General features: G+C 59.1%; 20 protein-coding genes and 1 tRNA gene. 11 read left to right on the forward strand and 10 right to left on the reverse strand.

Annotated elements, in window-relative coordinates:
• The first annotated feature begins 140 nt into the window (after nucleotides 1-140).
• Nucleotides 141-2,348 (forward strand): immunoglobulin domain-containing protein, encoded by a 2,208-nt coding sequence (locus RBB75_RS14830; protein ID WP_353068520.1) that lies wholly within the window; start codon nucleotides 141-143, stop codon nucleotides 2,346-2,348.
• 56 nt (nucleotides 2,349-2,404) lie between these two features.
• On the opposite strand, the gene RBB75_RS14835 is transcribed toward RBB75_RS14830, so the two are convergent.
• Nucleotides 2,405-2,496 (reverse strand) — tRNA-Ser (locus RBB75_RS14835).
• A 378-nt stretch (nucleotides 2,497-2,874) separates the two neighbouring features.
• On the opposite strand from RBB75_RS14835, the gene RBB75_RS14840 reads away from it, so the two are divergent.
• The 7 genes from RBB75_RS14840 (at nucleotide 2,875) to RBB75_RS14870 (ending at nucleotide 11,460) form a co-directional block, all read left to right on the forward strand.
• Nucleotides 2,875-3,813 (forward strand): NAD-dependent epimerase/dehydratase family protein, encoded by a 939-nt coding sequence (locus tag RBB75_RS14840; RefSeq protein WP_353068521.1) that lies wholly within the window; start codon nucleotides 2,875-2,877, stop codon nucleotides 3,811-3,813.
• A gap of 46 nt (nucleotides 3,814-3,859) precedes the next feature.
• Nucleotides 3,860-4,861, forward strand: coding sequence for a glycosyltransferase family 2 protein (locus RBB75_RS14845; protein ID WP_353068522.1), 1,002 nt, complete (start codon nucleotides 3,860-3,862; stop codon nucleotides 4,859-4,861).
• 113 nt (nucleotides 4,862-4,974) lie between these two features.
• The gene (gene rfbF / locus RBB75_RS14850) at nucleotides 4,975-5,745 is read left to right on the forward strand and encodes a glucose-1-phosphate cytidylyltransferase (RefSeq protein ID WP_353068523.1); all 771 of its coding nucleotides are present in this window, start codon (nucleotides 4,975-4,977) and stop codon (nucleotides 5,743-5,745) included.
• 104 nt (nucleotides 5,746-5,849) lie between these two features.
• Nucleotides 5,850-6,947: a CDP-glucose 4,6-dehydratase gene (gene rfbG, locus RBB75_RS14855; RefSeq protein WP_179637504.1), complete on the forward strand. Its 1,098-nt coding sequence runs from the start codon at nucleotides 5,850-5,852 to the stop codon at nucleotides 6,945-6,947.
• Nucleotides 6,948-7,001: 54 nt separating this feature from the next.
• Nucleotides 7,002-8,174, forward strand: a complete 1,173-nt coding sequence (gene queG / locus RBB75_RS14860; RefSeq protein ID WP_179637505.1) for a tRNA epoxyqueuosine(34) reductase QueG — start codon at nucleotides 7,002-7,004, stop codon at nucleotides 8,172-8,174.
• 96 nt (nucleotides 8,175-8,270) lie between these two features.
• Nucleotides 8,271-9,236, forward strand: coding sequence for a YihY/virulence factor BrkB family protein (locus tag RBB75_RS14865; RefSeq protein ID WP_179637506.1), 966 nt, complete (start codon nucleotides 8,271-8,273; stop codon nucleotides 9,234-9,236).
• Nucleotides 9,220-11,460 carry a PP2C family protein-serine/threonine phosphatase gene (locus RBB75_RS14870; protein WP_179637507.1) on the forward strand — a complete coding sequence of 747 codons (2,241 nt, stop codon included), beginning with the start codon at nucleotides 9,220-9,222 and terminating at the stop codon, nucleotides 11,458-11,460. The genes RBB75_RS14865 and RBB75_RS14870 overlap by 17 nt, the downstream gene beginning before the upstream one ends.
• A gap of 401 nt (nucleotides 11,461-11,861) precedes the next feature.
• Here the strand turns inward: RBB75_RS14870 and RBB75_RS14875 are convergent, their stop codons facing one another.
• The 7 genes from RBB75_RS14875 to RBB75_RS14905 form a co-directional block, all read right to left on the reverse strand.
• Nucleotides 11,862-13,079 (reverse strand): beta-propeller fold lactonase family protein, encoded by a 1,218-nt coding sequence (locus RBB75_RS14875; RefSeq protein WP_353068524.1) that lies wholly within the window; start codon nucleotides 13,077-13,079, stop codon nucleotides 11,862-11,864.
• A gap of 200 nt (nucleotides 13,080-13,279) precedes the next feature.
• Entirely contained in the window at nucleotides 13,280-13,423 is a 144-nt protein-coding gene (locus RBB75_RS14880; protein WP_179637509.1) for a hypothetical protein, read from the reverse strand.
• Nucleotides 13,420-14,157 carry a cytochrome c biogenesis protein CcsA gene (gene ccsA / locus RBB75_RS14885; RefSeq protein WP_179637510.1) on the reverse strand — a complete coding sequence of 246 codons (738 nt, stop codon included), beginning with the start codon at nucleotides 14,155-14,157 and terminating at the stop codon, nucleotides 13,420-13,422. Before ccsA ends, RBB75_RS14880 begins: the two co-directional genes overlap by 4 nt.
• A 24-nt stretch (nucleotides 14,158-14,181) precedes the next feature.
• On the reverse strand, nucleotides 14,182-14,871 hold the full coding sequence (locus RBB75_RS14890) for a heme exporter protein CcmB (protein WP_179637511.1): 690 nt from the start codon (nucleotides 14,869-14,871) through the stop codon (nucleotides 14,182-14,184).
• Nucleotides 14,868-15,389 carry a Cys-tRNA(Pro) deacylase gene (ybaK, locus tag RBB75_RS14895; RefSeq protein ID WP_353068526.1) on the reverse strand — a complete coding sequence of 174 codons (522 nt, stop codon included), beginning with the start codon at nucleotides 15,387-15,389 and terminating at the stop codon, nucleotides 14,868-14,870. The genes RBB75_RS14890 and ybaK overlap by 4 nt, the downstream gene beginning before the upstream one ends.
• Entirely contained in the window at nucleotides 15,386-16,153 is a 768-nt protein-coding gene (locus RBB75_RS14900) for an ABC transporter ATP-binding protein (RefSeq protein WP_353068527.1), read from the reverse strand. Before RBB75_RS14900 ends, ybaK begins: the two co-directional genes overlap by 4 nt.
• 19 nt (nucleotides 16,154-16,172) lie before the next feature.
• Nucleotides 16,173-16,628, reverse strand: coding sequence for a cytochrome c maturation protein CcmE (locus tag RBB75_RS14905; RefSeq protein ID WP_353068528.1), 456 nt, complete (start codon nucleotides 16,626-16,628; stop codon nucleotides 16,173-16,175).
• Nucleotides 16,629-17,344: 716 nt separating this feature from the next.
• Between RBB75_RS14905 and RBB75_RS14910 the strand changes: the two genes are divergently transcribed.
• Both RBB75_RS14910 and RBB75_RS14915 read left to right on the forward strand, forming a co-directional pair.
• A complete protein-coding gene (locus tag RBB75_RS14910; protein ID WP_353068529.1) occupies nucleotides 17,345-18,517 on the forward strand; it encodes a dienelactone hydrolase family protein in 1,173 nt (390 codons plus the stop codon).
• Between the two features lie 148 nt (nucleotides 18,518-18,665).
• Nucleotides 18,666-19,427, forward strand: a complete 762-nt coding sequence (locus tag RBB75_RS14915; protein ID WP_353068530.1) for a lysozyme inhibitor LprI family protein — start codon at nucleotides 18,666-18,668, stop codon at nucleotides 19,425-19,427.
• Nucleotides 19,428-19,769: 342 nt separating this feature from the next.
• On the opposite strand, the gene RBB75_RS14920 is transcribed toward RBB75_RS14915, so the two are convergent.
• Nucleotides 19,770-20,303 carry a ferritin-like domain-containing protein gene (locus tag RBB75_RS14920; protein ID WP_179637517.1) on the reverse strand — a complete coding sequence of 178 codons (534 nt, stop codon included), beginning with the start codon at nucleotides 20,301-20,303 and terminating at the stop codon, nucleotides 19,770-19,772.
• 494 nt (nucleotides 20,304-20,797) lie between these two features.
• On the opposite strand from RBB75_RS14920, the gene thiC reads away from it, so the two are divergent.
• Nucleotides 20,798-22,294 carry a phosphomethylpyrimidine synthase ThiC gene (gene thiC / locus RBB75_RS14925; RefSeq protein ID WP_179637518.1) on the forward strand — a complete coding sequence of 499 codons (1,497 nt, stop codon included), beginning with the start codon at nucleotides 20,798-20,800 and terminating at the stop codon, nucleotides 22,292-22,294.
• Between the two features lie 757 nt (nucleotides 22,295-23,051).
• On the opposite strand, the gene RBB75_RS14930 is transcribed toward thiC, so the two are convergent.
• Nucleotides 23,052-25,241, reverse strand: coding sequence for a M28 family metallopeptidase (locus RBB75_RS14930; RefSeq protein WP_353068531.1), 2,190 nt, complete (start codon nucleotides 25,239-25,241; stop codon nucleotides 23,052-23,054).
• Nucleotides 25,242-25,439: the final 198 nt, after the last annotated feature.

Consider the following 25,439-nt stretch of genomic DNA (forward strand, 5'->3'; position numbering starts at 1 on the left):
CAGATATCTTGGAGTGACTCACCCTTTTCCTCATTCGTTGGGGCCGGCTGGTATGCTTGCTCGCCTTTCTGCATCTGTCGAGCGGCCCATCAGAGATGATGGACCCGAGCTGAAAATTTGCAATTGTATCCAGGAGCTCGATGCAAAAAGTAGCAGCATCTTTTGATTCGCTTATCGCTTCGTCACTCTTTCCTTCGCGCCGCGTCATGGTGGGGAGTGCACCACGATCAAGCCGCTTGGGTATGCTCCGGTCGGGATGCATCCAGCTTCTGACCGCCACCCTGGTGCTGCTGGTGATGACAGCCTGCGGCGGAGGAGGAGGGGGTAGCAACTCTTCTCAAAGCCCCACCATTACGACGCAGCCCGCGAATCAGGCCGTGACTGTGGGACAAACAGCTACGTTCAGCGTTACCGCCACTGGAACCGCGCCACTCACTTATCAGTGGTCCAATAACGGAACAGCGATCGCGGGAGCCACTTCAAGCACCTACACCACTCCTGCAACTGCGATCGGAGACAACAGCTCGAAGTTCACGGTGACTATATCTAATTCTTCTGGATCGGCCAACAGCAATCCTGCCACGCTTACGGTGACGATTGGCCTGCCAGTGATTACGACCCAGCCGGTGAGCGTGAATGTTTGCGATAACGCCTCGGCGACGCTCTCTGTAACAGCAACCAACGCCGGTACCTACCAGTGGTCTCTCAACGGATCGCCGATTACGGGCGCCACGAGTTCTAGCTACTTTATCGCCAGCGCCAGCGCAATCGATGCCGGTAGTTACACCGTAACGGTTACAAATGCTGCGGGCAGCGTCACCTCGCAGGCGGCCACAGTCCTGGTAGGAACATCGATCACGTCGAATCCTGCCAGCCTTTCGATTGCTCAGGGCCAGACCGCCGCATTCTCCGTCGCGGCAGCGGGAGATGCTCCGTTCAGCTACCAGTGGTACATAATTACTCCTGGCGGTTCGACGGGAGCTGCGATCGCCGGTGCCACCGCGAGCACCTATACCACCCCGGTAGAGGGACTTGGTTCCAGCGGCTCGCAATACTACGTGACGGTGACGGATACTTGCGGGACCGTTCTCACCAGCACCTCGGCTACTCTCACGGTCACCGCGGGCAATGTGCCGCCCACCATCACCGTGCAGCCTGTGCGCCAGACCGCAGCCGTTGGCAGCACCCCAACGTTTAGCGTGACCGCCGTCGGGCCTGGTACGCTCACCTACCAGTGGTATCGCATTCCAGCGGGAAGCACCACCGGCACCGCGAGCGCCGCTCCAATCTCGGGCGCAACCGCTGCCACCTACACTGTGCCAGCGACAAGTACTACTGCCACCAACGACCAGGACGGCTACTATGTCATTGTTTCGAACAGTTACGGGCAGGCTGTATCTCAATCAGCCATCCTTGCGATTGGCGCTGGAATCGTAATTACGCAGCAGCCAGTCACCCTATACGTCAGCGCGGGAGCGTCGGCGACCTTATCCGTAACCGCGACTTCTACCGCCCCACTGACCTATCAATGGTATAGGGCAGCTCCCGGAACCACCGTCTTCAACGCAATCGCAGGGGCGACGGGCGCGACCTACACGCAGGCTTCTACTGCCACCACGGACTCCGGCTCGGTATTTCGTGTCGTGGTTAGCAACGGATCCACTGCGTCTGTCACCAGCAGTTCCGCTTCGCTATTTGTCGGAGCTCTGCCTACTATCGGCAATCTTTGCACTGGCTGGACCGCAGTTGGCAGTGCGCAACCGCCTTCCCCTCCACCCTGCGCCATTCAATTTTTTGCCACAGCTTCAAACAATCAAACCAGCGCGATTGTCTGGCCGAGCCTTATTCCTACGGGCAACCTTCGGATCAGTTTTACGGTTGCTACCAGTAATGCAACCACTCCCCCTGCGGACGGCTATGCCATGGTCCTGGGCGACCCATCTCTCGGAGCAACGCTGAGCAAGAACGGTGCCTTTGGAAGCGGTCTGGGCGCTCAAGGTATTCCTGGAGTCGTGGTCGTCTTCGATGATTACCACGATACTAACGATCCACCCGTTCCTTACATCGCCGTGACCAGGGGAGAGACCAACCTGTTCCGCAACCCGTACTTCTTCCTCAACACAAATGTCCCTCCCCTTGCCACGCCGGGAGCGACGGTATCGCATGATTACGTCGTCTCCGTCGTGCAGGGGGCGATGACTGTCACGATCGATGGCTTGCAGGTTTTTTCAGGCAGCGTCACGGTCCCCCCTGTCGCTTATCTTTACTTCACGGCATCAACCGGCGATTTCACTGAGCAGACAGTCATCAGTAATGTGTCGGCCACTGTTGCTGCACCGTCAAACTAGCAGACGAGAAAAATCTAAAACTTCGGAGATCTAGGTGATACCTCTGGAAGGTTGAATGGCGGAGAGTGAGGGATTCGAACCCCCGATAGACTTACGCCTATGTCTGATTTCGAGTCAGGTGCATTCAACCGGGCTCTGCCAACTCTCCGCATTTTCAATCAGCCTGGACCCTTGTTTTTGGCGTGGCCAAAGCAGAGGTGTGCCAGCGTTAATTGCAGTCTGAGGAACTGCAACTAACCTATCGGTGGCACCCGCAACATCAGCAGGCGTGCGATGCAAAAGAGCATATTCATCGATAGTGATCTGTGACCGGGCATCTCTCAGAAAGGTTCGGAGATCCTGCCCAGCTAGAACAAGTCTACCGGCAAAGGCGGGTCTGGTGCAATGCCGCCTTATCTCATCGCTTCCGCCCAGGTGCATAGCATCTGTTCATCTAATATGGTGCGAGTGTGCAAAGTGAGAGCGTGGAGATACAGATGGGCCTCCTTTTAGAAATCTTCGAAGCCATAGTCGGTGGAGGCAGATATTGAGAAGTGAAGACCTCTCCGGAGAGAGAGTTGTCGTTACCGGGGCAACCGGCTTCCTTGGAGGCTATGTCGTCGACCAACTTCAGAGAGCCGGCGCAACCACCATTGCCGTCGCCGACCGCAGTCGCATTGCTCGTCGTCCCGAACATCCCACTCGATCCATCGAAACGCTCTGGTTCGACCAACCGGATCAGCTGGCACAGTCGGTTCAGTCCGCGAAACCCGACTACGTGGTCCATCTTCACGCAGCCGTGACGACAAACCGCAGCGCGGCAGCGGTTCGCAGCACGCTCGAGACGAACCTGCTGCCCTCGCTCGATCTGATGACGGCCTGCGCAGAGATGCAGGTGAAGCGGCTCATTCTCATCGGCTCAGGAGAGGAGTTCGGTCCTGTCACCGGCCCCTTCGATGAAGACACCGCACCGGATCCTGCCTCGCCCTACGGCGCCAGCAAGGCAGCGGTCACTGCGTATGCCCGGATGTTTCATCGCGCCTTTCAACTCCCCGTCGTGGTGCTCAGGCCCTCGGTCGTCTATGGGCCCTTCCAGGCTCCCCGCATGCTCATCCCGCAGGTGCTGCAATCTCTCTTCGAAGGGAAAGCGGTCTCCGTCACAGAAGGCAGGCAGACGCGCGACTTTATTCACGTACAAGATGTGGCCAGGGGCGTCGTCCACGCTCTTGTCAGCGAGGGCGTCGAGGGTCGTTCCTTCAACCTGGCATCAGGCGAGGTGGTGACCGTGAGAGATTGTCTCGAGCGGATCGAGCGCATCACCGGCCGCCACGGGCTCATTCGCTACGGCGCTCTTCCGTATAAGACAGGCGAGATCTTTTCCTACGAACCGATTGCAGAGAGAACCTTTTCGGCTCTCAACTGGCGGCCTGCCATCTCTCTCGAAGAAGGCCTTGCAAAAACCTGGGAGGCCCTTCGAGATTGTTGACTTTAGCTGAAACCACACTAAAGTAGAGAGCAGGAAGAGAGCCTCTTTGATCCCGGTAAAACCGCTTATTTCAATCGTAGTGCCTGTCTTCAACGAGGAGGTGAACATCCTTCCTTTCTACGACGCGGTGTGCGTTGAGACAGAAAAACTGGCGGACTTATACCGGTTCGAATTTGTCTTCACCGACAATCACAGCTCCGATCAGACCTTTCCCCTCCTGCGGGATCTCGCCGCGCGCGATAGCCGGGTTCAGGCCTATCGGTTTTCGAGAAACTTCGGATTCCAGCGTTCGATCATGACCGGCTACACACGCGCACGTGGCGACGCAGCGATCCAGCTTGACGTTGACCTTCAGGATCCTCCCGAGTTGATCGCTACTTTTTTAGAGGAGTGGCGGCAGGGAGCTGATGTCGTCTACGGCGTTCGCATCAAACGGCAGGAGTCCTGGCTCCTCAATCTGCAAAGAGTCATCTTCTATCGTCTGATCGACCGTCTCAGCGAAGAGAAGATTCCCGTCGATGCGGGCGACTTTCGCCTGATTAGCCGGCGCATCATCGATCTGCTCAAAAGCTTCGAAGACGCTCAACCCTACCTGCGCGGCACCATCGCCACCATGGGCTTCAAACAGGTTGGAATACCGTACAGCCGCAATGCCAGGCTTCGCGGAGAGAGTAAATTTCCGTTTTCGAAGCTTGTGTCGCTCGCGCTCGATGGAATCTTGAACCATTCGGTGGTGCCGCTCCGCCTGTCCACCTACTTCGGGCTCGTTGTGTCGGTGATCACGTTGATCTCGATCATCGGCTACACCTCGGCAAAGCTGATCTTCCGCTCGCAATGGCCGGCGGGCTTTGCCACGCTGGCAGCTCTCAGCCTGGCCTCCATCAGTATCAATGCGATGCTCCTCGGCATCATCGGTGAATATCTTGGCCGGATGTATCAACAATTGAAGAAGCAACCTCTCACGATCATTGAAGATGTGGCCGGGGTGACGGCCGGGGATAACCTATCCTTGACGCCCACGGTTACAAATAGTTTGTCGGGGAATTAGAGGGAATTGAGCGTAACTTGGCGAAACATAGAGACAACATAGATACTTAGCACGACACTTGGTCACGAAGGCTATCGATTCATATTGCGTCGACAAAAAGAGGAAATCAAAGCATGAAAGCAGTCATCCTCGCGGGTGGACTTGGAACACGGCTGTCGGAGGAGACCACGCTTCGGCCCAAACCGATGGTGGAGATCGGCGGCAGGCCGATGCTCTGGCATATTCTCAAGATCTACTCCCAGCACGGCATCAACGACTTCATCATCTGCTGCGGCTACAAGGGCTATGTCATCAAGGAGTTCTTCGCGAACTACTTCCTCCACATGTCTGACGTCACCTTCGACATGCAGACCAACAAGATGCAGGTCCACAATTCGGTCGCCGAACCGTGGCGCGTCACGCTGGTCGATACCGGGGATCTGACCGGAACAGGCGGCCGGCTACGTCGCGTGAAGCAGTACCTCGATCCAGGCGAACCCTTCTGCATGACCTACGGTGACGGCGTCGCGGATGTCGATATTACTGCGTCGATCGCATTTCACAAGCAGCACCGGAAAGCTGTCACTCTCACCAGTGTTCAGCCTATCGCCCGCTTCGGCGCACTGGGACTCAACAACACGCAGATCTACTCGTTCCAGGAGAAGCCGTCTGACGAGGGAGGCTGGATCAACGGCGGCTTCTTCGTGCTCGAACCGTCGGCGATCGATGCGGTGACCGATGACTCACAGATGTTCGAACGGGAGCCCATCGAGATGCTCGTCAACAAAGGAGAGGTGCATGCGTTCTTCCATCGCGGCTTCTGGCAGGCGATGGATACCCTCCGCGAAAAGCAGCATCTGGAAGAGCTCTGGCAGACGGGCAAGGCACCTTGGAAGACTTGGTAGATCGCTCGCCAACCACCACCAAGCTCACTGCCCTTCTGCGAATTTGCAATCAGAGGCGAAGAATTTAGAACCAAGAAGCTTAAACCAGGAGACGCGGAGGTTTCATGTCGCACGATGCGAAGTTCTGGGCCGGAAGGCGCGTCTTTCTCACTGGGCATACCGGCTTCAAAGGGGGATGGCTCGCTCTGTGGCTCTCTCGTCTGGGCGCAGAGGTGCGAGGCTACTCGCTCAATCCCTGCACGATCCCCAGCCTCTTCGACGCAGCACGCATAGGCAGCCGTGTAGAAGACATTCGCGGCGACATCCGCGACGCAGCCCACCTGGAGAAGTCGATGAAGGACTTCGCCCCGGAGGTCGTCTTTCACCTCGCCGCTCAGCCTCTCGTGCGTCTCTCCTACGACGATCCCATCACCACCTACGAGACCAACGTCATCGGCACAGCGCGCGTGCTGGACTCAGTTCGCCGTACGCCGTCGGTTCGCGCCGTAGTCTCGGTCACGACCGACAAATGCTACGAGAACAAAGAGTGGGTGTGGGGTTATCGCGAGACCGATCCCCTCGGCGGCTACGATCCCTACTCCAGCTCCAAGGCTTGCGCTGAGATCGTCTCCGCCGCCTTCCGCCAGTCATACTTCCCGGTCGACAAGATCGCCAGTCACCGAGTAGCCATCGCCACCGCACGTGCCGGCAACGTCATCGGCGGAGGCGACTGGTCGCTCGACCGCCTGCTCCCCGACCTCGTCCGAGGTTTTCTCTCCGGCAAGCCCGTGCCCATCCGCCGTCCGCACGCGATACGTCCCTGGCAGCATGTGCTTGAGCCGCTCCACGGCTATCTGAGCCTCGCCGAAAAGCTGCTCTCCGCCGACCCCGCGAGGTACGCGACAGCCTACAACTTCGGCCCGGCAGACGACGACGCACGTCCCGTAGGTTGGATCGCAGAGCGCATGACGCGCACCTGGGGCGACGGCGCCTCATGGGTTCTCGACGAAGACCCCAGCGTGCACGAAGCCGGCTATCTCAAACTCGATGCGAGCCGGGCTCGCGCAGACCTGGCTTGGACGCCCCGCCTCCATCTCTCCGACGCACTCGATTGGCTCGTCCGCTGGTACAAGGCGCACGAAGCAGGCGCTGACATGCAGGCTTACACCTTCGACCAGATCGGCCAGTACGAGACGATCCTTGCAAGCCCACCGGCATTTTAGATTCGACCGGAAGCGTTCCTCTCAGCAAGGATGCAGAGCAGGATAACAAGCCGAATGGCGCAGACAACACAACCCGCCGCAGCATGGACCTCCGACCTCAGGCAATGGCTGCGTGAGTCAGCCGCGCACTCCGGCTTCGACACCGTAGGAGTAGCGCCAGTCGCCACAGGCAATCCCGAAGACGATAAGCCACTCGACGCGCAACGATTCGAAGCCTGGATCGACTCCGGCCGAGCAGGCGAGATGGACTACCTCAAGCGCCGTGACGAGCACGGAGTCTTGCTGCGAAGCGACGTGCAGATCGCAATGCCCTGGGCGCGTTCGGTCATCGTCTGCGCGCTGAACTACAACGCCGCGGCCCCACTCTCCATTGACCCATCCTCACCCGCCACCGGATGGATCGCCCGCTACGCCTGGAGCGGCCGCACCGACCCCGCCAAACCCGGCGAACTCGCCCCCACCGATTATCACGACGAGCTGCTAAGCCGCCTCAAAAAAATCGAGTCACAACTCCACGAGCGCCTCGCCTGCCAGACCCGCTGCTATGTGGACACCGGCCCCCTGGTGGAGCGAGCCGCAGCCGCAAAGGCCGGCATCGGCTGGGTCGGCAAGAACACCTGCGTCCTCGATCAGAAGCTCGGCTCCTGGCTGTTGTTTGGCGTCATCGTCACGTCAATCCCGGTCTCCCCCACGTTCGAGCTCGAAGTCGCTGTGGACCGCTGCGGCAGTTGCACTCGCTGCCTCGATGCCTGCCCCACCGACGCGCTGGTTGCGCCACACCAGATGGACGCCTCGCTCTGCATCTCCTATCTCACCATCGAAAAAAAAGGCACAATCCCTGAAGAGCTGCGAGAACCGATGGGCCGCCAGGTCTTCGGCTGCGATATCTGCCAGGACGTCTGTCCCTGGAACCGCCGCTCTCCCATCTCGCAGAGCGACGGAATGCTCCCACGAAGACAGCTGGTCAACCCATCGCTGTCTTGGCTCGCCGAACTGGACTCCGCAACCTTCAAGCAATGGTTCAAGGGATCGCCTCTCGAACGCACGCGCCTGAAGCGGCTGCATCGCAACGTCGCTATCGCCATGGGAAACAGCGGCGAAGCGCAGTTCCTCCCACAATTGGAGCAATGGAGCGCAGCGGAAGACCCCGTGCTTGCCGAGTCGTCGCAGTGGGCCATCGCGCGCATCCACGGCCTCACCAACACTCCAACCCCCCAGCCCTCCTAGGCCAACATCAACAGCCACCGAAAACCGACACCCTCTGCTAGCATCGGGAGTGAATTGCCCGGCCGCCGCTCGCCGGATCTTGCATCGAACTCTCCTATGCCGTCAACTCTTCCCGACAAACCCGAAGCGCACACGACCGCGAACACCAGCCACCCGGATCTGCCGCCGAAGCCGATCGAGGAGGTCACACCCGTAGTCTGCGACGACACCCTCTCAGGACAGATCGTCGCGTTAGCCCGCTACATGGGCCGCACCGAGGTCCATACCTACGCCTTCAGCGTCGCCGCCAACGTCATCCTCTCGCTCTTTCCGTTCATCGTGCTCCTGCTGACCCTCTGCCGCAGCGTCTTCCACTCGCGCTCGATGGAGGCCATCGTCGGCGACATGATGAAGAACCTCCTCCCTGTCGGCCAGGACTTCGTCATGCGCAACATGCAGCTGCTGGCCCACCCCCACAAGGGGACCCAGCTCTTCTCGTTGGTCATGCTGCTGATCACCTCTACAGGTGTCTTTCTACCGCTCGAGGTTGCGTTGAACCGGGTTTGGGGAGTTCGCCAGAATCGAAGCTATCTTCACAACCAGGCCGTATCCCTCGGACTGGCCTTCGCGGTCGGCGTCCTGGCCATGGCCTCGGTAGCATCCACTGCCAGCCAGCAGACCATCCTCGCCTGGGTCTTCTTCGGCCACACCGAAAATGTCGTCTTCCACTTCATCTCCTTCGCCTTCCTCAAGCTCTGCGCCGGGCTTGCGAGCATCCTGATGTTCTTTCTAATCTATTGGGTGTTGCCCTACAGAAAGATTCCGGCGCGAGCAGTGGTGCCTACAGCCATCGTCGTCGGCCTGCTCTGGCAGTTGGCGAAGTACCTCTATATCAAGGCTCTTCCCTGGTTGGACTTTCAGTCCGTCTACGGACCGTTTTATATTTCGGTAGGGTTGATGATGTGGGCGTTTCTCTCCGGCCTGCTCTTGCTGGCAGGAGCCCATTTTTCCGCAACCCGTTATACCTTGAAGCTGGCACGGCAGGCGGACCTGGAGGCTGCGAACGATGCAAGACCCGAATAGCCCTACCCGGCCGCGCGTTCTCAGCCTGCTGAGAGAACGGCTGCCGACAGGACTTGCCGGCGCCGCAGCTTGGCTTGGACTGTGGTTCTGTGTGCTGTTCGTCCGCCGCTGGATTCCGGGCGGATTCGGAACCTTCCTTGGAGTGCTGCAGTTTTTTGTTGGAATTGCGCTGATCTCAGTCGCAATTCCCCTTGCCTGGCAGTTCGTGCGCCGGAATCTGCTGTGGAGCCTGCGCAACAAACTGGTGCTCACCTATCTGCTCATCGGTCTCGCCCCGGTGATCTTGTTCCTCACCCTCGTCGGAGTTCTGGCCTACGTCGCCGCGGGGCAGTTCGCCATCCACCTCACAGACTCGCGGCTGCAGGCTGAGCTGATCCAGATGAGAAACGAGAGCGGCCACCGCGCCGACCTCACCACTGCCCTCGTCGCCGAACGCCCCAAGGACTCAGCGCAGCAGATCGGCGGTGCAGTCCAGAACATCGAAAGCGCCGGAGAGGTAGCTCGTCTCGACATGCCTCGTATGAGGCTGCATCGCGAGACCCGTGTCTTCATGAATGGTGCTCCCATCGACCTTGGCCCCAACTATCGCGGTAAAGCCCCGTTCGGCCTTCCTCCCTGGGCGACGGAACTGCCGGGTGGGGAGTTCTCCGGTCTGGTTCTCGATGGGCGCGATCTCTACCTCGTCGCGCTTCACCAGAAAAAGTGGGACAGCGGACGCATCTTCACTCTGATGTCGAGCCTGCCGGTGGACAGCGCCTTTCTGAAGCTGGCCTCTGACGGCCTGGGACAAGCCAGCCTGCTGCCCCAGCGCGCAGGAAGAACCGCCAACGAGATCAGTCAGGAGAACAAAAACGGCGCGCCTGCTCCCGCGAAAAAATCGAGTCAAAAGGTCCGGTTCGCCGTAGGAGCCGACGGCATCAACAGCGGGTCCAGCTGGGTCGTCGGTGGCACCGAGCCGCCCGCCGTCAACCTCGCCGACGCCCGCGTCAGCTTCACCTCAACCGAGCCGATTGTCGACTGGGATACAGGAGAGCGGGACAACGTTCTCATCGCGGTTCAATCCCGGCCGTCTCTGCTCTATAACCAGCTCTTCGGCTCCTCGCTCGGCGGAATTGTAACCAGCGTTCTGCGTATTGCCATCATCCTGCTCTGCGTGCTCTTCGCGCTCATTGAGATGCTGGCCTTGTGGATGGCGATCGCTCTTAGCCGCACCATCACCTCGTCGGTGGCCGATCTCTACAGCGCAACGGAACACATCGAGGATGGTGATCTGGACTATCGCATCGGCGTCAAGAGCGACGACCAGCTCGCCGAGCTCAGCCGATCCTTCAACACCATGTCGGGATCGCTGAAGCGCCTGCTTGAAGAACAGAAGGAAAAAGAGCGCCTGCAGAACGAGATCTCCATCGCGCAGGAGGTGCAGGCCAACCTCTTTCCGCTTCACGCCCAGGGACTCGCGACGCTCGATCTGCACGGAGTCTGCCGGCCGGCACGCTCGGTCAGCGGCGACTACTACGACTTCCTCGTCTTCCACGAAGAAGCCCATGCAGGCATGATGAACCGCCGCGAGACCGGTGTCGGAATCGCCATCGGCGACATCAGCGGAAAGGGAATCTCCGCGGCGCTGCTCATGGCAACCCTCCACTCCGCAGTGCGGGCCTACCGCTTCGCCAGCGAAGAGCTCGTCTACAGCGAATCCAGTGTGGCCGGGCTCATGGCCAGCAGGGAAGGCCGCGGCGGAGACTGCGACGAGCTGTTCCAATCGCCGGGACGCATCCTCTCCCTGCTCAACCGGCACCTCTATCGCAGCACGCAGCCGGAGAAGTATGCCACCCTGTTTCTCGCGCACTACGACGTCGCCACGGCCATGATGACCTACTCGAACGCCGGTCAGCTTCCGCCTCTGGTCCTCAGTCGCGACGGTCAGATCCGCCGGCTCGACAAGGGAGGCACCGTGGTGGGGCTCATGGACGGCATGCAATACGAGGAAGACCGATTCCACATGCAGCCGGGAGACATCATGGTCGCCTACTCTGACGGCGTAACCGAGCCAGAGAACGACTTTGGCGAGTTTGGTGAGGAGCGCATGATGGAGGTCGTCGCGCGCTACCGCGATCAGCCCCTGCACATGATCTCCGGCCAGGTGATGCTGGCGCTCGACGCCTGGATCGGCGCCGAAGAGCAACCCGACGACATCACCCTCGTCCTGGCCCGCAAGACCTGACAAAAGAAGCTGTCCTGCCGGACGGGCCTCCTGCGCGGAGGGCGGGCGTTCGCACGCCTTTTTAGAGCTTCGCCCGGTCCTCCCGTTGGTCGGCACGAGATCTACCCGCGACCAACGGGAACGCCAACCGAAGGGGTATACACGTCACGAAGTGACCGCCGCCCGCGCAGGGCGCCCGTCCGGCAGGACGCTGTCTCCTAAAAAATAGTTGAAAAACGTGGCGCATTTTTCACCGACGAAAAACACGTTGTCAGCACACCATCTCCACCACGCATTCCACCACGATCGCACCAGCAAAAAACCACGATCAAACACGCACTTTTTCCAAAACACCCTCAAAAAACCCAGCAACACAACAGAAATCCAGCCGCCCACCACGCCAAATTTTTTCTCGGAGATTTCTATTTTTTATGGATCGCTTTAATCGCAATCGAGTTGGGGGAGATTCCAGCGGGAAGAATAGTAAACAGCGCCGGCCCCTGCTTTCCTGCCGTCCGAATCACCGCAACATCGCCCGAATGTGTATCTGCCGCCAGCAAAAGATGCTGATCCTCCGAAAACGCAAGCACACCCGGCCCAGAGCCCGTACGCACACTGCCCGCCAGCTTGCCATCGTCGATGCTGTAAAGCCCTATAGAGTCAGCACCTTGATTCGAGATCCAGAGCATGCTGTTATCGCCGCTCACAATCCCTTGAGCTGGCCTGTTGCCAATCGCATAAGTCCCCCCCACTTCGTTAGTCCACGTAGCAATCTCAGAGAAGCTGTCCGAATCAAAGTTCGAAACGAAGATCTCCCCACCATCCGGCTTCATCGCAAGATGAACCGGCGTCTTTCCAACATCAAGCAACGCCAGCATATGGTCCGTGGTTAGTGACGAATTTTGTTTAGCCGCCCACGATCCAGGCGCTGCCGCAAGACCAACCGCCATCACCTGATGTCCCGCAGAGCAGGCCACAAAGGCCTTCGAAGAGTCAGGCAGAATGACGGTGTCCGAAGCTCCCTGACAACCGGAAGATGTCGAACGAAGATGCAGGGTGGCTCCAGATGACGGCTTGGTGGAGTCGTAAGGAGTTACATCAAAGAGAGACACGCTGCCGCTGCCATGATTCGTCACAACAAGCGTGCGGCCATCCGGCGAGATGCGCGCCTGGACGGGTTGTTCGCCGGCGCCTGCCACAGAAACCTCGCGTCGGCGATCAAGATCAAGAACGCTTACGCTGTTGGAGCCGTAGTTGGCGACGTAGGCCCGGTGTCCAGTAGGGTCGACGGTAATAAAGGATGGCTGGCGGTGAACCAAAATCGTCGCGACGACACGGTTGACCTCAGCGTCGATTACCGAGATGGTGCCGGACTGAGCGTTGGCGACGTAGATCTCGTTTCGAGCCGGATTAACGGCCAGATTGGTTGGGTTCGCGCCCACCTGAAGCGTGCGATCCTGACGCAGGTAAACGAGATCGAGCACCGTGACTGTGTTCGATCCCCCGTTGCTGATGTAGGCATACTCTCGGTAGCCGACTGGAACGTCGGGGAAGCTGCTCCTTCGGCAACCTGAGAGGCTAAGGAGCCCAAACGCTGCGAGCGTGACAAAACGAAAGGAATAAGGGTGGGGCGTGGGCACTGTTCGGAGTCTATCGAGGTGTTCCAAGGGGGGCAAGGGGAGTGCAGCCCGCGAAGAGTTTTTCGCTATTCGCAGAAACTTCTGTATACCATTTGGTGTTTAAGTTGACGATGCTGATTTATCGAAGGACGATTTACAGCATCACGTGCAATTCCTACTCGGACAACGAAGCTGCGGTCCCCCTGCGGCTTCGTTGATTTTTAGCGGCGGCTATCCCGCACATGAACCCAGTTCCAGGCAGTCCATGCGAAGTACCCTCCCTGAATAACCCATACAGCCACATAGGCGAAGAGCAGGTGCCGGTGAGGCATGGTGCTCAGATCGAAGAAAGAACGCCAGGTCATTGCGGGATCTCCAAAGAAGCTTCGATGGCCTGCAGGGCGGCCTCCTGCTCGGCTAGTTGGCGACGACGCTCGAGGGCGAAACGGAAGAGAACGATGCAGATACCCCACACGGTCCAGCCGGCGAGATTCCAATAGAAGGCGGGGAGCATGGAGGGGTCAATCCCTGAGTCGGGGCCACCCCCGAAGACCGGCGCAGGGTGCTGGGTGCGCCACCAGCGAATGGACATGTAGACGATGGGAACGTCCACCGCGGCAAACACTGAGAGAACTGCGGCGAGAGTGTGGGTCTGCCCAGTAGACGAGAAGCGGCGCAGCATCAGATAGCTGACATAGAGCAGCCACAGGAGGAGCATGCTGGTAAGGCGGGGGTCCCAGGTCCACCAGATGCCCCAGGTGGCGCGGCCCCAGAGCATGCCAGTAAGCAGACAGATGCTGGAGTAGACAACTGTCACTTCGGCAGTGCTAAGCGCCAAGGCATCTGCGGCAAGGGCCTTGAGCGGTTCGCGATGTCGCCAGTAGAGATAGAAGAGCGAGGCTACGAAGTTGATGTAGGGGAAGATCAGACTCAACATCGCGATGGGGACGTGGTAGTAGAAGATGCGCCCGACGTTGCCCTGCGCTGCGTCCGTGGGGACGAGGAAGATGGCTTGGCGGAAGCCGACGGCGAGCACAGCGATGCTGATGCCAAACCAGAGCCAAGCGACGCTGCGGAGAGTGGGGGTGCGCTGCTCCATGGATCTAGTTTATCCCGAATGCCGTCATTCGGCGTTGAGGACAGTCTCGAAGAGCAGAATGCAGACCGTGGTGAAGATGATGTCGTAGCCGAGGAGCTGCTTGATCCAGGTGTTGATCTGGATGGGGTCGAGGTCAGCGGTGAGTACGCCAGTGGTGGCCTGCACCATGGCCAGGAGGGCGGGGAGGGAGATGGGGAGGAGAAGCAGTGGGAGAAGCAGTTCGCGGTTGCGGGCGCGCAGGCCCAAGGCGGCGAAGAAGGTGCCGTTGACAACCAGCGCCCAAGTTCCAAGCGGCAGGATGACAGCGAGAAGCCAGACGTTGCCGAGCGCGTGGAGGTTGAAAAATACGATGAAGATAGGAGCCAAGACCGCCTCGACGGCCAAGACAAACAACATGTTAGCGAGGGCTTTGCCGAGGAAGAGGGCGGAGGCGGGGGAGGGGGCCATGCGCTGGGCTTCAAGGACGTTGTTACGCTGCTCCCGAGTCCAGGACTGGTTGAGGGCTGTGATGGAGGCGAAGAGCAGGGCCACCCAGAGGATTCCACCGGAGATCTGGCGGGCCATGGTGGGGTAGCTGGTGGGGTCGAAGGCCAGGCCGAAGACTACGACGACCAGGAGGGAGAAGAAGAGCATCCCGTTGATGGAGTCGCGGGAGCGCCACTCGAGGCGGAGGTCTTTGCGGAGGTGGTCCCAGACGTGATGGAGATACTTCATGCCTTGGGTTGATCCTTGGTGAGATCGGCCAGGGTTGCGTTGGCGGCGCGGAGATAGTCTGAGGGAGCGAGGAGGAGCTGGAGGCCTCGCTGGCCGGCGGAGACGGAGATCTGGTCGAAGAGTTCGATGGTCTCGTCGGCGAAGGCTGGGAAGGGCTTTTTGGCTCCCATGACGGTGACTCCGCCACGGATGTAGCCGGTGAGCGGCTCTACTTCTTTGAGGGAGGCTAGGTCGGCTTTTTTTGCTCCGGCGGCGTGGGCCAGTTTTTTGAGGTCGAGTTCGGCGTCGCCGGGGATGACCGCGAAGACGTGGTCCATCCCTGCTGGGCCGCCGGCGATAGTGTTGGTGTGGGCGAGGAGGGTTTTGAAGACCTGCTCGGGGGGGAGGCCTATCTTGCGGGCGACGGAGATGGCGGTCAGGTCGTCGGGGTCGACCTCGTAGGGGCGGAGTTCGTAGGGGATGCCCAGGGTGTCGAGGAGGCGGGCGGCGTTGGTCTTGGCTGGGGCGGGCGTCTTCACCCAGCGGCCTCGGCTGGGGAGTCCGTGGTCCGGGGAGTCTGCCAGTGAGTGTCCAGAATCTGGCCGTTGCGCATGGTGAGGGTGCGGTCGGCGATGGGTTCGGCGAGGGTGGACTGGTGGGTGGTGAGGAGGATGGTGCGGGCACCGGATACTCCGTTGACCGGAGCTACAGGCCAGGTGCGGAAGTCGGCGAGGAGCTCGACCATGTGGCGGGCGGAGGCGGCGTCGAGGTTGGAGAAGGGCTCGTCGAGCAGGAGTATCTCCGGGTCGGTCTGGAGGACGCGGGCGAGGGAGGTGCGCTGGCGCATGCCCTGGGAGTACTGGCCGACTGGGCGGTTAAGCTTGGGGTCGAGGCCTACGGCGCGGAGAGCCATCTCGGGGTTGCCTACGCAGGCGCAGCCTCCTTCGCGATGGAGCGAGGAGAAGTAGTTCAGGTTCTCGATGGCGGTGAGCTCGTCGTAGAGCATGGGCGAGTGGCTCATGTAGGCGATGCGGCGGCGCTGCTGGTGAGGGGAGCCGGAGAAGACTGTAACGCGGCCGCGGGTGGGCGTGATGAGGCCGGCGATGATGCGGAGGAGGGTGGATTTTCCGGCTCCGTTTTCGCCGAGGATGACGGTCGAGGAGCCGGTGCAGAAGCTGGTGGTTACGTTGCGGAGGGCGGCGAAGGTGCCGTAGATCTTGGAGACGGAGTCGAGCGCGATGCAGTCCCTGCCGGCAGCGGATGGAGTCGGAGTGCTGCGAGTTGTCTCTGCCGTCTGCGTCATATTTTTTCGTGCGCGGCGGTTAGCGGGTTGCGGGAAGGGTTGCGGCAGCTGTGGTGGCCGGGGTTGCAGAGGCGGGGGCCGGGGCGTACTTGGAGGCGCATTTGGCCTGGAGCTGGGTGGCGTGGAAGACGCCGTCGTGGCCGTAGGTGCCGACGGCGAGCGCCTGGGCGTCGTCCTTGAAGGTGTCGGGGGGTGGCTCGGAGCCCTGGTAGACCACGGAGAGTTTACGGCCTTGTTCGAGGAGGTCAAAGGTGGCGCTGGTGCCTGCGCGATGGATGCTTCCGGGGGCGACGTTGCCGGCTACGCGGAGGTGGCGGACGTAGGCTTTGTTCCCCATACCCTGAAGCTCGCCGATAGTGACGTAGTAGCTCTTGTTGTCGCGGCCGCCCGTGAAGGAGAGATAGGCGATGGTGGCCACAATGATGAGAGTGGCGACGATGAATTTGACCGGGCTCTTCTGGGGTGCGTTTGCCATGTTGTTCGTCTTTCAGTCTACGTTCGCGGGTTCGATTTGGATAGTCAACGAGTTGGGGTATACCCCCCCTCCCCCCTTGGGTATCTTGGGCGTAAGCCTATTTAATGAGTGGTTTACAGAGGGGGTGTGTCTGTAAAATATTGCATTCAAAGGGCTTACGTGCAAAATATTTGATTTGTTGCAGTTACACTCCTTGTCGTGTGAATGGTGTGTGTCTGTTCGATTTCTGTTCGTTACTTCTATTTTAGACGATTGGCGGGGGGTAATACGCCACGACAAAAGCCGCTCTGGGCGTGGGTTTTAGCCACTTTGGGGCTTGACAAGATTTAACGGCAGAGAATTTGGGTAGCTCAATAATTGAGACAAGCAGGTTTCGTTCAAGGCAGCACGGCTGAACTATCGTTCGGTTAGGTTTTTGGCCGACTTCGGGCATTTGAGATTTTTGATATCGATTCAACACCCGAATGTGAGGATTCAGGATAGGTGGAAAAGGAGGACGATGGAGGTTCTGGGAGATTCGAGGCTGTTACGAAACCGGGTTTGATCAGCGTCTCTGAAGACAAGCGATATTTGAGAGATTTCAATACGACGGAACAAGTCCTCCGAGTTGGACGTAAAGCAACGCAAGCAGCTAAATGCAGGAAGTGAGGTCTAGCGTGCCTTTGCGTCAACTAGCATTACTTTGTTACGTGATCCTCGGAGCGCTCAACTTCGCTTTGGCTGAAGACTATGCCGCGGTGAATTTCCTCGAAAAACCGGGACCGCACGCAGTCGGGATCAGAGTCGTCGAGCACTATGACAGTGCGCGCGACTTTGGATCGGCAGTTGATCAAAAAACTGTCCCAGCGACCCAAACTGAACGTGGCCGGCCGTTGCAGACGCTCGTCTGGTACCCCGCGCAGAGGACTGGTCGGAAGACCATGACCATGGGGGATTACGTCGCGTTGATGGACACAGAGGTGAGCTTCGGTAAACCCCAGAGAACGCGAGATGGCGATGTACTAAAGGCGTGGTTACAAGCATCCCTTGGACAATCGATGTCAGCTGTACGGGATGCGGGCCTTGAGACGGGCCGGTTTCCGGTGGTGATCTACGCTCCAAGCTTCACTTCCTGGTCTTGGGAGAATGTTGATCTGTGTGAATATCTCGCGAGCAACGGCTATGTCGTGGTTGCAAGTCCAGGCATGGGAGAGAAGTCTCGTGAATCTACTCATGATCTGTCGGGAGTCAACGCTCAGGCCAGTGACGTATCGTTTCTGATCGAGTATGCGGCCTCACTTCCAGACACCGACATGACGGGGGTAGCTGCCATTGGCTTTAGCTGGGGAGGACTGGCCGACTTGTTCGCAGCTTCGAGAGACAATCGAATCAAGGCGTTGGTCTCTCTTGATGGTAGCGAGCGCTACTTTCCGGGCTTGGTTGAAGCGTCCAAGACTGTTCACCCCGACCAAATGACCATTCCGCTAATCTACTTCGAAGAGGGCGACCAATCGCTGGAAGATCAGGATCTACTTAATCGTCGCTTTCACGCGGATGGACCGAGTGTACTCAATCAGTGGGTACATGGGGATCTGATCACCATTCGGATGTTGGGACTCTTTCATCCTGAGTTCTGCTCAATTGCATATCGAAATGAAGAGCTATGGGAAAAGGAGCTTCCGAATCTACAAGTGGCAGATTACAACCGTGCAGACGGTTTAGTCGGATATTCCTGGGTGATGCGCTACACGAGAGCGTTCCTAGGCTTTTATCTAAAACACGATGTTCAGGCTGGAGCCTTCCTGAAGGCTCCTTCAAGTGCGAACGGCGTTCCAAACCACACGATGTCGGTGAAATTGCGGCCGAGTATTCGCGTCGCGAATAAAACGGTTGGAGACCCAGCCAACTAAGGTCAAATGGTGCGATTGGACAAAGACTGTTCTCGGTGTACGAAGTTTATTTGAGGCGCAACGGAAGGCGGCATATTTGAATGTCTCCGCCCTTCGTGGAACTAATCTCTGCTTCGTGGATTAAAATTTTGCTACATGAGGCTGGCTTATGTTTATAGCGCGGAGGTTGATAGGTGTTGGTCTGGTGGTGGCCGTGGCTGCGCCTCTGTGGGGGCAGGATGCGAATGGGCAGGACAAGACTCTGGTGCAGGAAGACAGCCGTTTGAACAGTGTGTATCAACAGAGAGTGGCGCAGCTGCGGGCCGATCCGAAGGGGTTGACGGCGCTGCGGAAGCAGGAGCGCGACTGGATTATGCAGCGGGATCAGCAGTGCGGGAAGGACGCTGGGTGTTTGACGCAGGCGACGAAGGCGCACGCCGACTACTTTGAGACGCAGGTGAAGCAGAACGATCCCGCGGCCAAGGCGGGCAGTCCGATTCCTGAGATGATTAGGGGACAATGGATGGTGAAGAAGGTGCTTCCTACGAAGACGATCGCGTGCTGGGACCAGAAGCAGGCCGATGCAATGATAGGCACTGAGCTGGAGTACAAGGCGGATAGCCTGCGATGGAAGACGACGACGGTGCGGAACCTTGGCAGTACGGCGGCAACGGTCGAAGCGAAGCAATTTGCTGAAGACAACTCGGGTAGGGGCAGCCAGAGTTCTCAGGTGGATTTTAGTCAGTTGGGCATCGCGACGCCAACTGTACAGCAGATCACGATCGAGCATCCAGACGTCACAATCCAGGACGGGTCGGCTGGCGGCAGTATGGAGATGCCGGGTGATGTGGTGATGATGAAGGATAGCGACCGGCTGGTGTTTTCGGTTTGCAATGTTTATTTTGAGGCGGATCGGGCTGGGAAACCGTAAGGGTTATCTTCGCGGTGGATGGATGATGACTGGCAGACGCAAGGGCAAAATGCGGAGATTCTTCGCTGCGCTCAGAATGACAGGCTAGAGGAAGTAGAGCAAAAATAAATGCAACGGCAGAAGCAACAGCAGATCCCTGCGGAATGACAAGCAAAGGAACAGGCAACGGCTACAGAAGCAGCAACCGCGACAGAAGCAGCAACAGCAGCAGCTACAAAAGCGACCGTGGTCCTCGTTGCGCTCAGAATGGCAGTGATTCTGATGCACCTTTGAACAGTAAAAAGCGGAGACACTGTGAAGTCTCCGCCTCTTTAGTTGAGCGCCGGTTGCTATGTAGCAGAACTAGACGCTGGTGGCGGTTACGGTTTTGGGTTCGGCTGCGGTGGTGTTGACGGTGTCGGAGATGGTGGAGAGGAGTTCGTCGGCGTTCTTCTCTTCGTCGAGGATGCTGTCGAGGAGATCGGCTGCGTCGTCGTCGCCGAGGAGTTCGGCCCAGGTGCGGAGGGTGCCGTAGACGGCGATCTCATGATGCTCGACCTGCTGCGCGGAGGCGATGAGGGTGATGTCGCGGATGCTGGTGTCTGCTGCGTCCTTGATGTTGTCCTCGGCTTCGGTGACGAGGGCGGAGATGGCTTTGCAGGTGGAGGTGTCGGCGTTGCCGTTGGTGGCGTCGCGGAGGATGCTTTCAACTTTGGCGACGTGGGTTTGAGTTTCGGTGAGGTGGTTGCGGAAGGCGGAGGCGAGCTGGGGGTCGGTGGACTTCTCGATCATGGTGGGGAGGGCTTTGGTGATCTTCTGCTCCATGTCGAGGGCCTTTTTGAGGTTGGCGATATAGAGGGTGCGGAGGTCTTCGATGTTTTCGGAGAATAGCTTCATGGGTGTGGCTCCTTTGGAAACTCGCGAGATGTCTCGTTAGCGCACAGAGGCGCCATTTGGTGCAGCGTGGAAGGTGTGGGTGAGAGCGGCGAACGTTCAAGCCGGGGTGCTCACGGTCGTTCTGCGTTCTGCTGAGTAGGATGCGAGGTTGCAGACAGGGTTGGCTGGGAGGTTTAGCTAATTCCTATCGGGTGAATGGAGTGAGAAGCCTCTGGAAGAGGGCCTGTGTGCGGGTTTTTTTCGAGGCGCAAGCGGGATTTGCGATGGTGATGCTGGTGATCTTAAGTAACGCTTAACACTTCGGGATGCTGGAAGGGTGCTGCTTGAAGCGGGCTGATTCTGGGGCTGCGTTTCGCGGCCTTCGAGATTGCTGGTGAGCGGGAAGCTTAGCGCGCAAAGTTTGCGAGAAGCTTTGGCGAAGTTGCGTGCATCGTATACTTACTCGATAACACGGCTAATTACTCGTAAGACGGCTGAACGGGTAGGGGAGAGACATGAGCGAAAACGGGAACGGGGCGGCTTCAAACGGCAATGGCAGTGGGGCGCACTCGCACGGCAACGACTACAAGGTGCCGACGGGGCGGGCGGAGTGGATTGTGAAGCGCAAGGCCGAGGCGGCGCGGACTGGCGATATGAATATGAGCCAGATGCACTTTGCGCGGAAGGGCATGATCACCGAAGAGATGGCCTATGTCGCCGGACGGGAGAAGATTTCGGCGGAGCTGGTACGGAGCGAGGTGGCGAAGGGGACGATGATTATCCCGGCAAACATCAACCACGTGGAGCTGGAGCCGATGGCGATTGGGGTGGAGTCCCTGTGCAAGATCAATGCGAATATCGGGAACTCGGCGCTGGTGTCGAATGTGGATGAGGAGTTGCGAAAGCTGCATACGGCGGTGCACTTTGGCGCGGATACGGTGATGGATCTGTCGACGGGTGGGGATATTTCGATGATTCGGGAGCAGATTCTGCGGCATTCGCCGGTCCCGATTGGGACGGTGCCGTTGTATGAGGCGCTCTCGCGAGTGAAGAGGGTGGAGGATCTGAATATTGATCTTTACCTTGAGGTGATTGAGGAGCAGGCGCAGCAGGGAGTGGATTACTTTACGATTCATGCGGGCGTGCTGATTGAGTATGTGCCGCTGGTAGCGAAGCGGATTACTGGGATTGTGAGCCGGGGTGGGGCGATTCTGGCGCAGTGGATGACGTCGAATCATAAGCAGAACTTTTTGTATGAGAACTTCGACCGGATTACGAAGGTGATGGTGAAGTATGACGTGAGCTACTCGCTGGGCGATGGGCTAAGGCCGGGGTGTCTGGCGGATGCGAGCGATGAAGCTCAGTTTGCGGAGTTGAAGACGCTAGGTGAGCTGACCCGACAGGCGTGGAAGAGCGATGTGCAGGTGATGATCGAAGGGCCGGGGCATATCCCGATGGACCAGATCAAGCTACAGGTGGATAAAGAGGTTGAGTTGTGCGATGGGGCTCCGTTTTATGTGCTGGGACCGCTGGTGACCGATATCGCGCCTGGATATGACCACATTACGTCGGCGATTGGCGCGGCGATGATTGGGTGGCATGGTGCGGCGATGCTCTGCTATGTAACTCCGAAGGAGCACCTTGGACTGCCGAATGAGAAGGATGTGAAGGACGGGATTATCGCTTACAAGATTGCGGCGCATGCGGCGGATGTGGCTCGTCATCGGCCGGGCGCGAGGGATCGGGATGATGCGATCTCGCATGCTCGGTACACGTTTGATTGGGATAAGCAGTTTGCACTGTCGCTTGACCCGGAGACGGCACGAGGGATGCATGACGAGACGCTGCCGGATGACTACTACAAGGAAGCGGCGTTCTGCAGTATGTGCGGGCCGAAGTTCTGCAGCATGAACTGGTCGAGCAAGGTGGACGAGTTCAATGCGAAGGAGCATGGGCTGCATAAGCAGGACCTGACGCAGATCGTTACGGAGCAGATGGCGTTGCGGGGGTAGCGGTTGCCGGAAGTGCGGTTGTACGGTGAAGGCAACAGCAACGGCAAAGACAAGAGCAAATGCGAAATACGGGGATTCTTCGCGTTGCTCAGAATGACAAGGGGTATTGGTGGTTTATAGAAAAAGGCCGTGTCCCTGGTTTGGGAGGCGGCCTATCTCTTTGGGGAGGAAACTGGTTTCGGTTGGCTCGGAGCGTTAGCTGGGAGTCTGTTGCGTTGGGGGCGAATGGTACTGCGCTGCGGGGCGGCAAGGGGTAGCTCAGAGCTGGAGTCGAAGGACGGCTCGAATTGGTCAGCGCTGAAGTTGAAGGCCATGCCCGCGATGCGGTGGAGGATGCGGGTTGGTGTGGGCTGGCAACAACTTACTCCGTGGGGCGGCAGCACAGCGGTGAGTCTAGAGAATATCTTTCTCCTGTTTGTCAGATCGCATGGCAAGAAGTGCAGGAGCAATAATCATTGCGAGAAAAACCAAAGCTAGAACGAGATCGTGGACCATTGGGGAGTCTCCTTTGGGCGGCTTTGACCGTCTTGAGAGTAATCATGCGGCAGGTGACTAAATGGGGACATCCCACTTCGGGAAGCAAAGATGCGTCTTTTGGGGGATGGTTTTTCTTTTTAATGCTCAGGTCCTGCCGGACGGGCCCACTACGCGTGGGGCGGTCACTTCGTGACTTGTATACCCCCTTCGGGTGGTCCTCCCGTTGGTCGGAGGCTAGCGCTTATGGTGTTGAGGATGGTGGTCTGTGGTGGGTTGGTGGTTATTTGGTGGCTTGTTTGTTTGCGTTTTCGAGGATGGCGGCGGAGTGGTTGAGGGCGGCGGCCAAGGCGGCTAGCTGCGATTGGGCTCTCGGGGCGTCGGGGGCGTCGATGCCTTCGTTCACGCCGGGGATGACGACGGCGGCGTAGCCGGTGAACTCGCCTGGAGCGTAGATGGTGTGTTTGTACCAGGAGCGCTTGGGGAGACCTTCGGGGTTTAGAAGAGCGCCCTCGGCTTCGCGCAGGGATTTGTTGAGTGCGACGGGGTTTGATGACGGCGCGGCCTGGGTGGCTCGGATGGCGGTGCCGGCGGCGGCGAAGCGGTTGGCGGCGGCCTGGGCAGCGGTGAAGTCGAGGGTGAGGTTCTTGGCGGTGGCTTGTTTCTGCGCGGCCTCGAGGTAGCCTACGATCTCTTTGCCGTAGAGCTGGTAGTCGTAGGGAAGGACGTCGGCGTCGGCCATGTGGAGGATCTCGAGGCCGAAGACGCGAGCTTGTTGCTGCTCGTAGACGAAGGTGGGGTCGGCGAATTTGGTGAACCAGTTGTAGTTGTCGAAGACGGAGTGGTAGACGCCGTAGGGGCCTTCGGAGCCGATGTCGGTGGAGGGGACGCCGAGGTGCTGGATGAAGGGGGTGTAGTCGGAGCCGGAGCCGAGGGTGCCGATGTGGACGTCGGAGTCAGTGGATTCGGTTGGCTTGTGTGTGCGCCGCGTGGGGGCGGTTGCCTGGTCGGCCTTCCACTGTTCGTAGACGGTTCCGCCTTTGGGGCTGGCGACTTCTTTGGTGACTTCGCGGACGAACTGTTTGAGCGAGGGTACGGCGGCGGCGTCGAAGTTGGGGCCGGCTACGCCTACGTCGGTGTTGAAGTAGGCTACGGCGTGGGCGAGGTGGGTTTCGTGCTGCTCGGCCCACTCGGTGGAGCCGATGAGACCTTCTTCTTCTGCGTCCCAACTGCAGAGGACGATGCGGCGTTGTGGCTTCCAGCCTTGCTTGAGGAGTTCGCCCAGGCCGTGAACGGTTTCGAGCATGGCGGCAGTGCCGGAGTTGGGATCGACGGCGCCGTAGACCCAGGCGTCGCGGTGGTTTCCGGCTACGACCCAGTCTTCTTTCTGGGTGGAGTCGGTTCCGTCGATGGTGCCGGTGACGTCCCAGATGGTACGGAGGGCGATGTCCTGATCGAGGTGCATGTGGACAGTGATTTTAGGAGGCGTACCGTGAGTGCCGCCTGCTCCGAGATTGCTGGAGGCTCCTAGGTGGTAAGTGAAGGGGAGTGCGCCCTGCCAGTCGCGGGGGGATTCGGCTCCGCCGAGGGCTTTGAGGATGGGGGCGGCGTCGTGGTAGGAGAGGGGGTTAGTGGGGATGGTGGGCTGATTGTTCTGAAGCTTGTCGACGGGGATGCGTTTGGAGTCGGGGAGGTCGGGTGTGGAGGCTATGCCGGGAGTGGTGGGGTCGCCGGGGTAGATGGGAAGGAACTGGATGGAGCCGCGCTGGACGGCGGTCTCGGGGCGGTATGGGCCGCGGGGGTAGATGTCGCCGCGGAAGTAGCCGTCGTCGGCGGGGTCGGAGTAGATGAGGACGCCGACGGCTCCGTACTGCTGGGCAATGTAGGTCTTGATGCCGCGGAAGTTTTCGCCGTAGCGGACGAGGACGATCTTGCCTTTGACGCTGATGCCTAGTTTGGTGAGCTGCTGGAAGTCGGCGAGGGTGCCGTAGTTGGCGTAGACGACCTCGGCGGTGACGTCGCCCGAGGGGGAGGAGCCGTTGAAGGCGGGCAGGATGCGGGGATCGTCCTGGAAGGGGTCGCCGCCGAATTTGCTGGGGTCGACGTGCTCTGGGGTGGGACCGGACATGAGTTTTTTGCCGTCGGCATCGAAGGCTTCGATGAGGATCTTGACGGGTTTGGTGAGGAGGACTTTGTAGGGGACGATCTGGGTTTCGAGGCCGGCGGCTTTGAACTTGTCGGCGACGTAGACGGCGGTGGCGTAGTCCTCGGGTGAACTGGCCCAGTGGGGGGCGGCGGTGAGGGTCTTGAGGTGCTGGCCTGCGAGTGCGGCGTCGGGGACAGCCATGAAGATTTTGTCCCACTTTGACTGCTGGGCGAAGTCGCGATATCCGAAGACCTGGGGGGTGGGAGACTGGGCCAGTGTGAGGGCGGCGAGGGGGAGCAGGCAGGCTACGGTGCGGAGACGAGTCAAGTCGTGGGCCTCGATGTGGGTTGTCGAGATATCAGGGTATCGCAGAATTGAGTTTGGGCAGGATCTTTGCCGGGGAGGTTCTGTGGACAGAGGTTTCTGGCGGAGGGTTCCCTCGAAGATTTTGAGTCTCAGTGATTTGTTGCGGACACGATAAAGCGGCTCACGATGGATGTGAGCCGCTGCGATGGATTTTTGAGC

Source organism: Tunturibacter empetritectus (genome assembly GCF_040358985.1).
Classification (GTDB): domain Bacteria; phylum Acidobacteriota; class Terriglobia; order Terriglobales; family Acidobacteriaceae; genus Edaphobacter; species Edaphobacter empetritectus.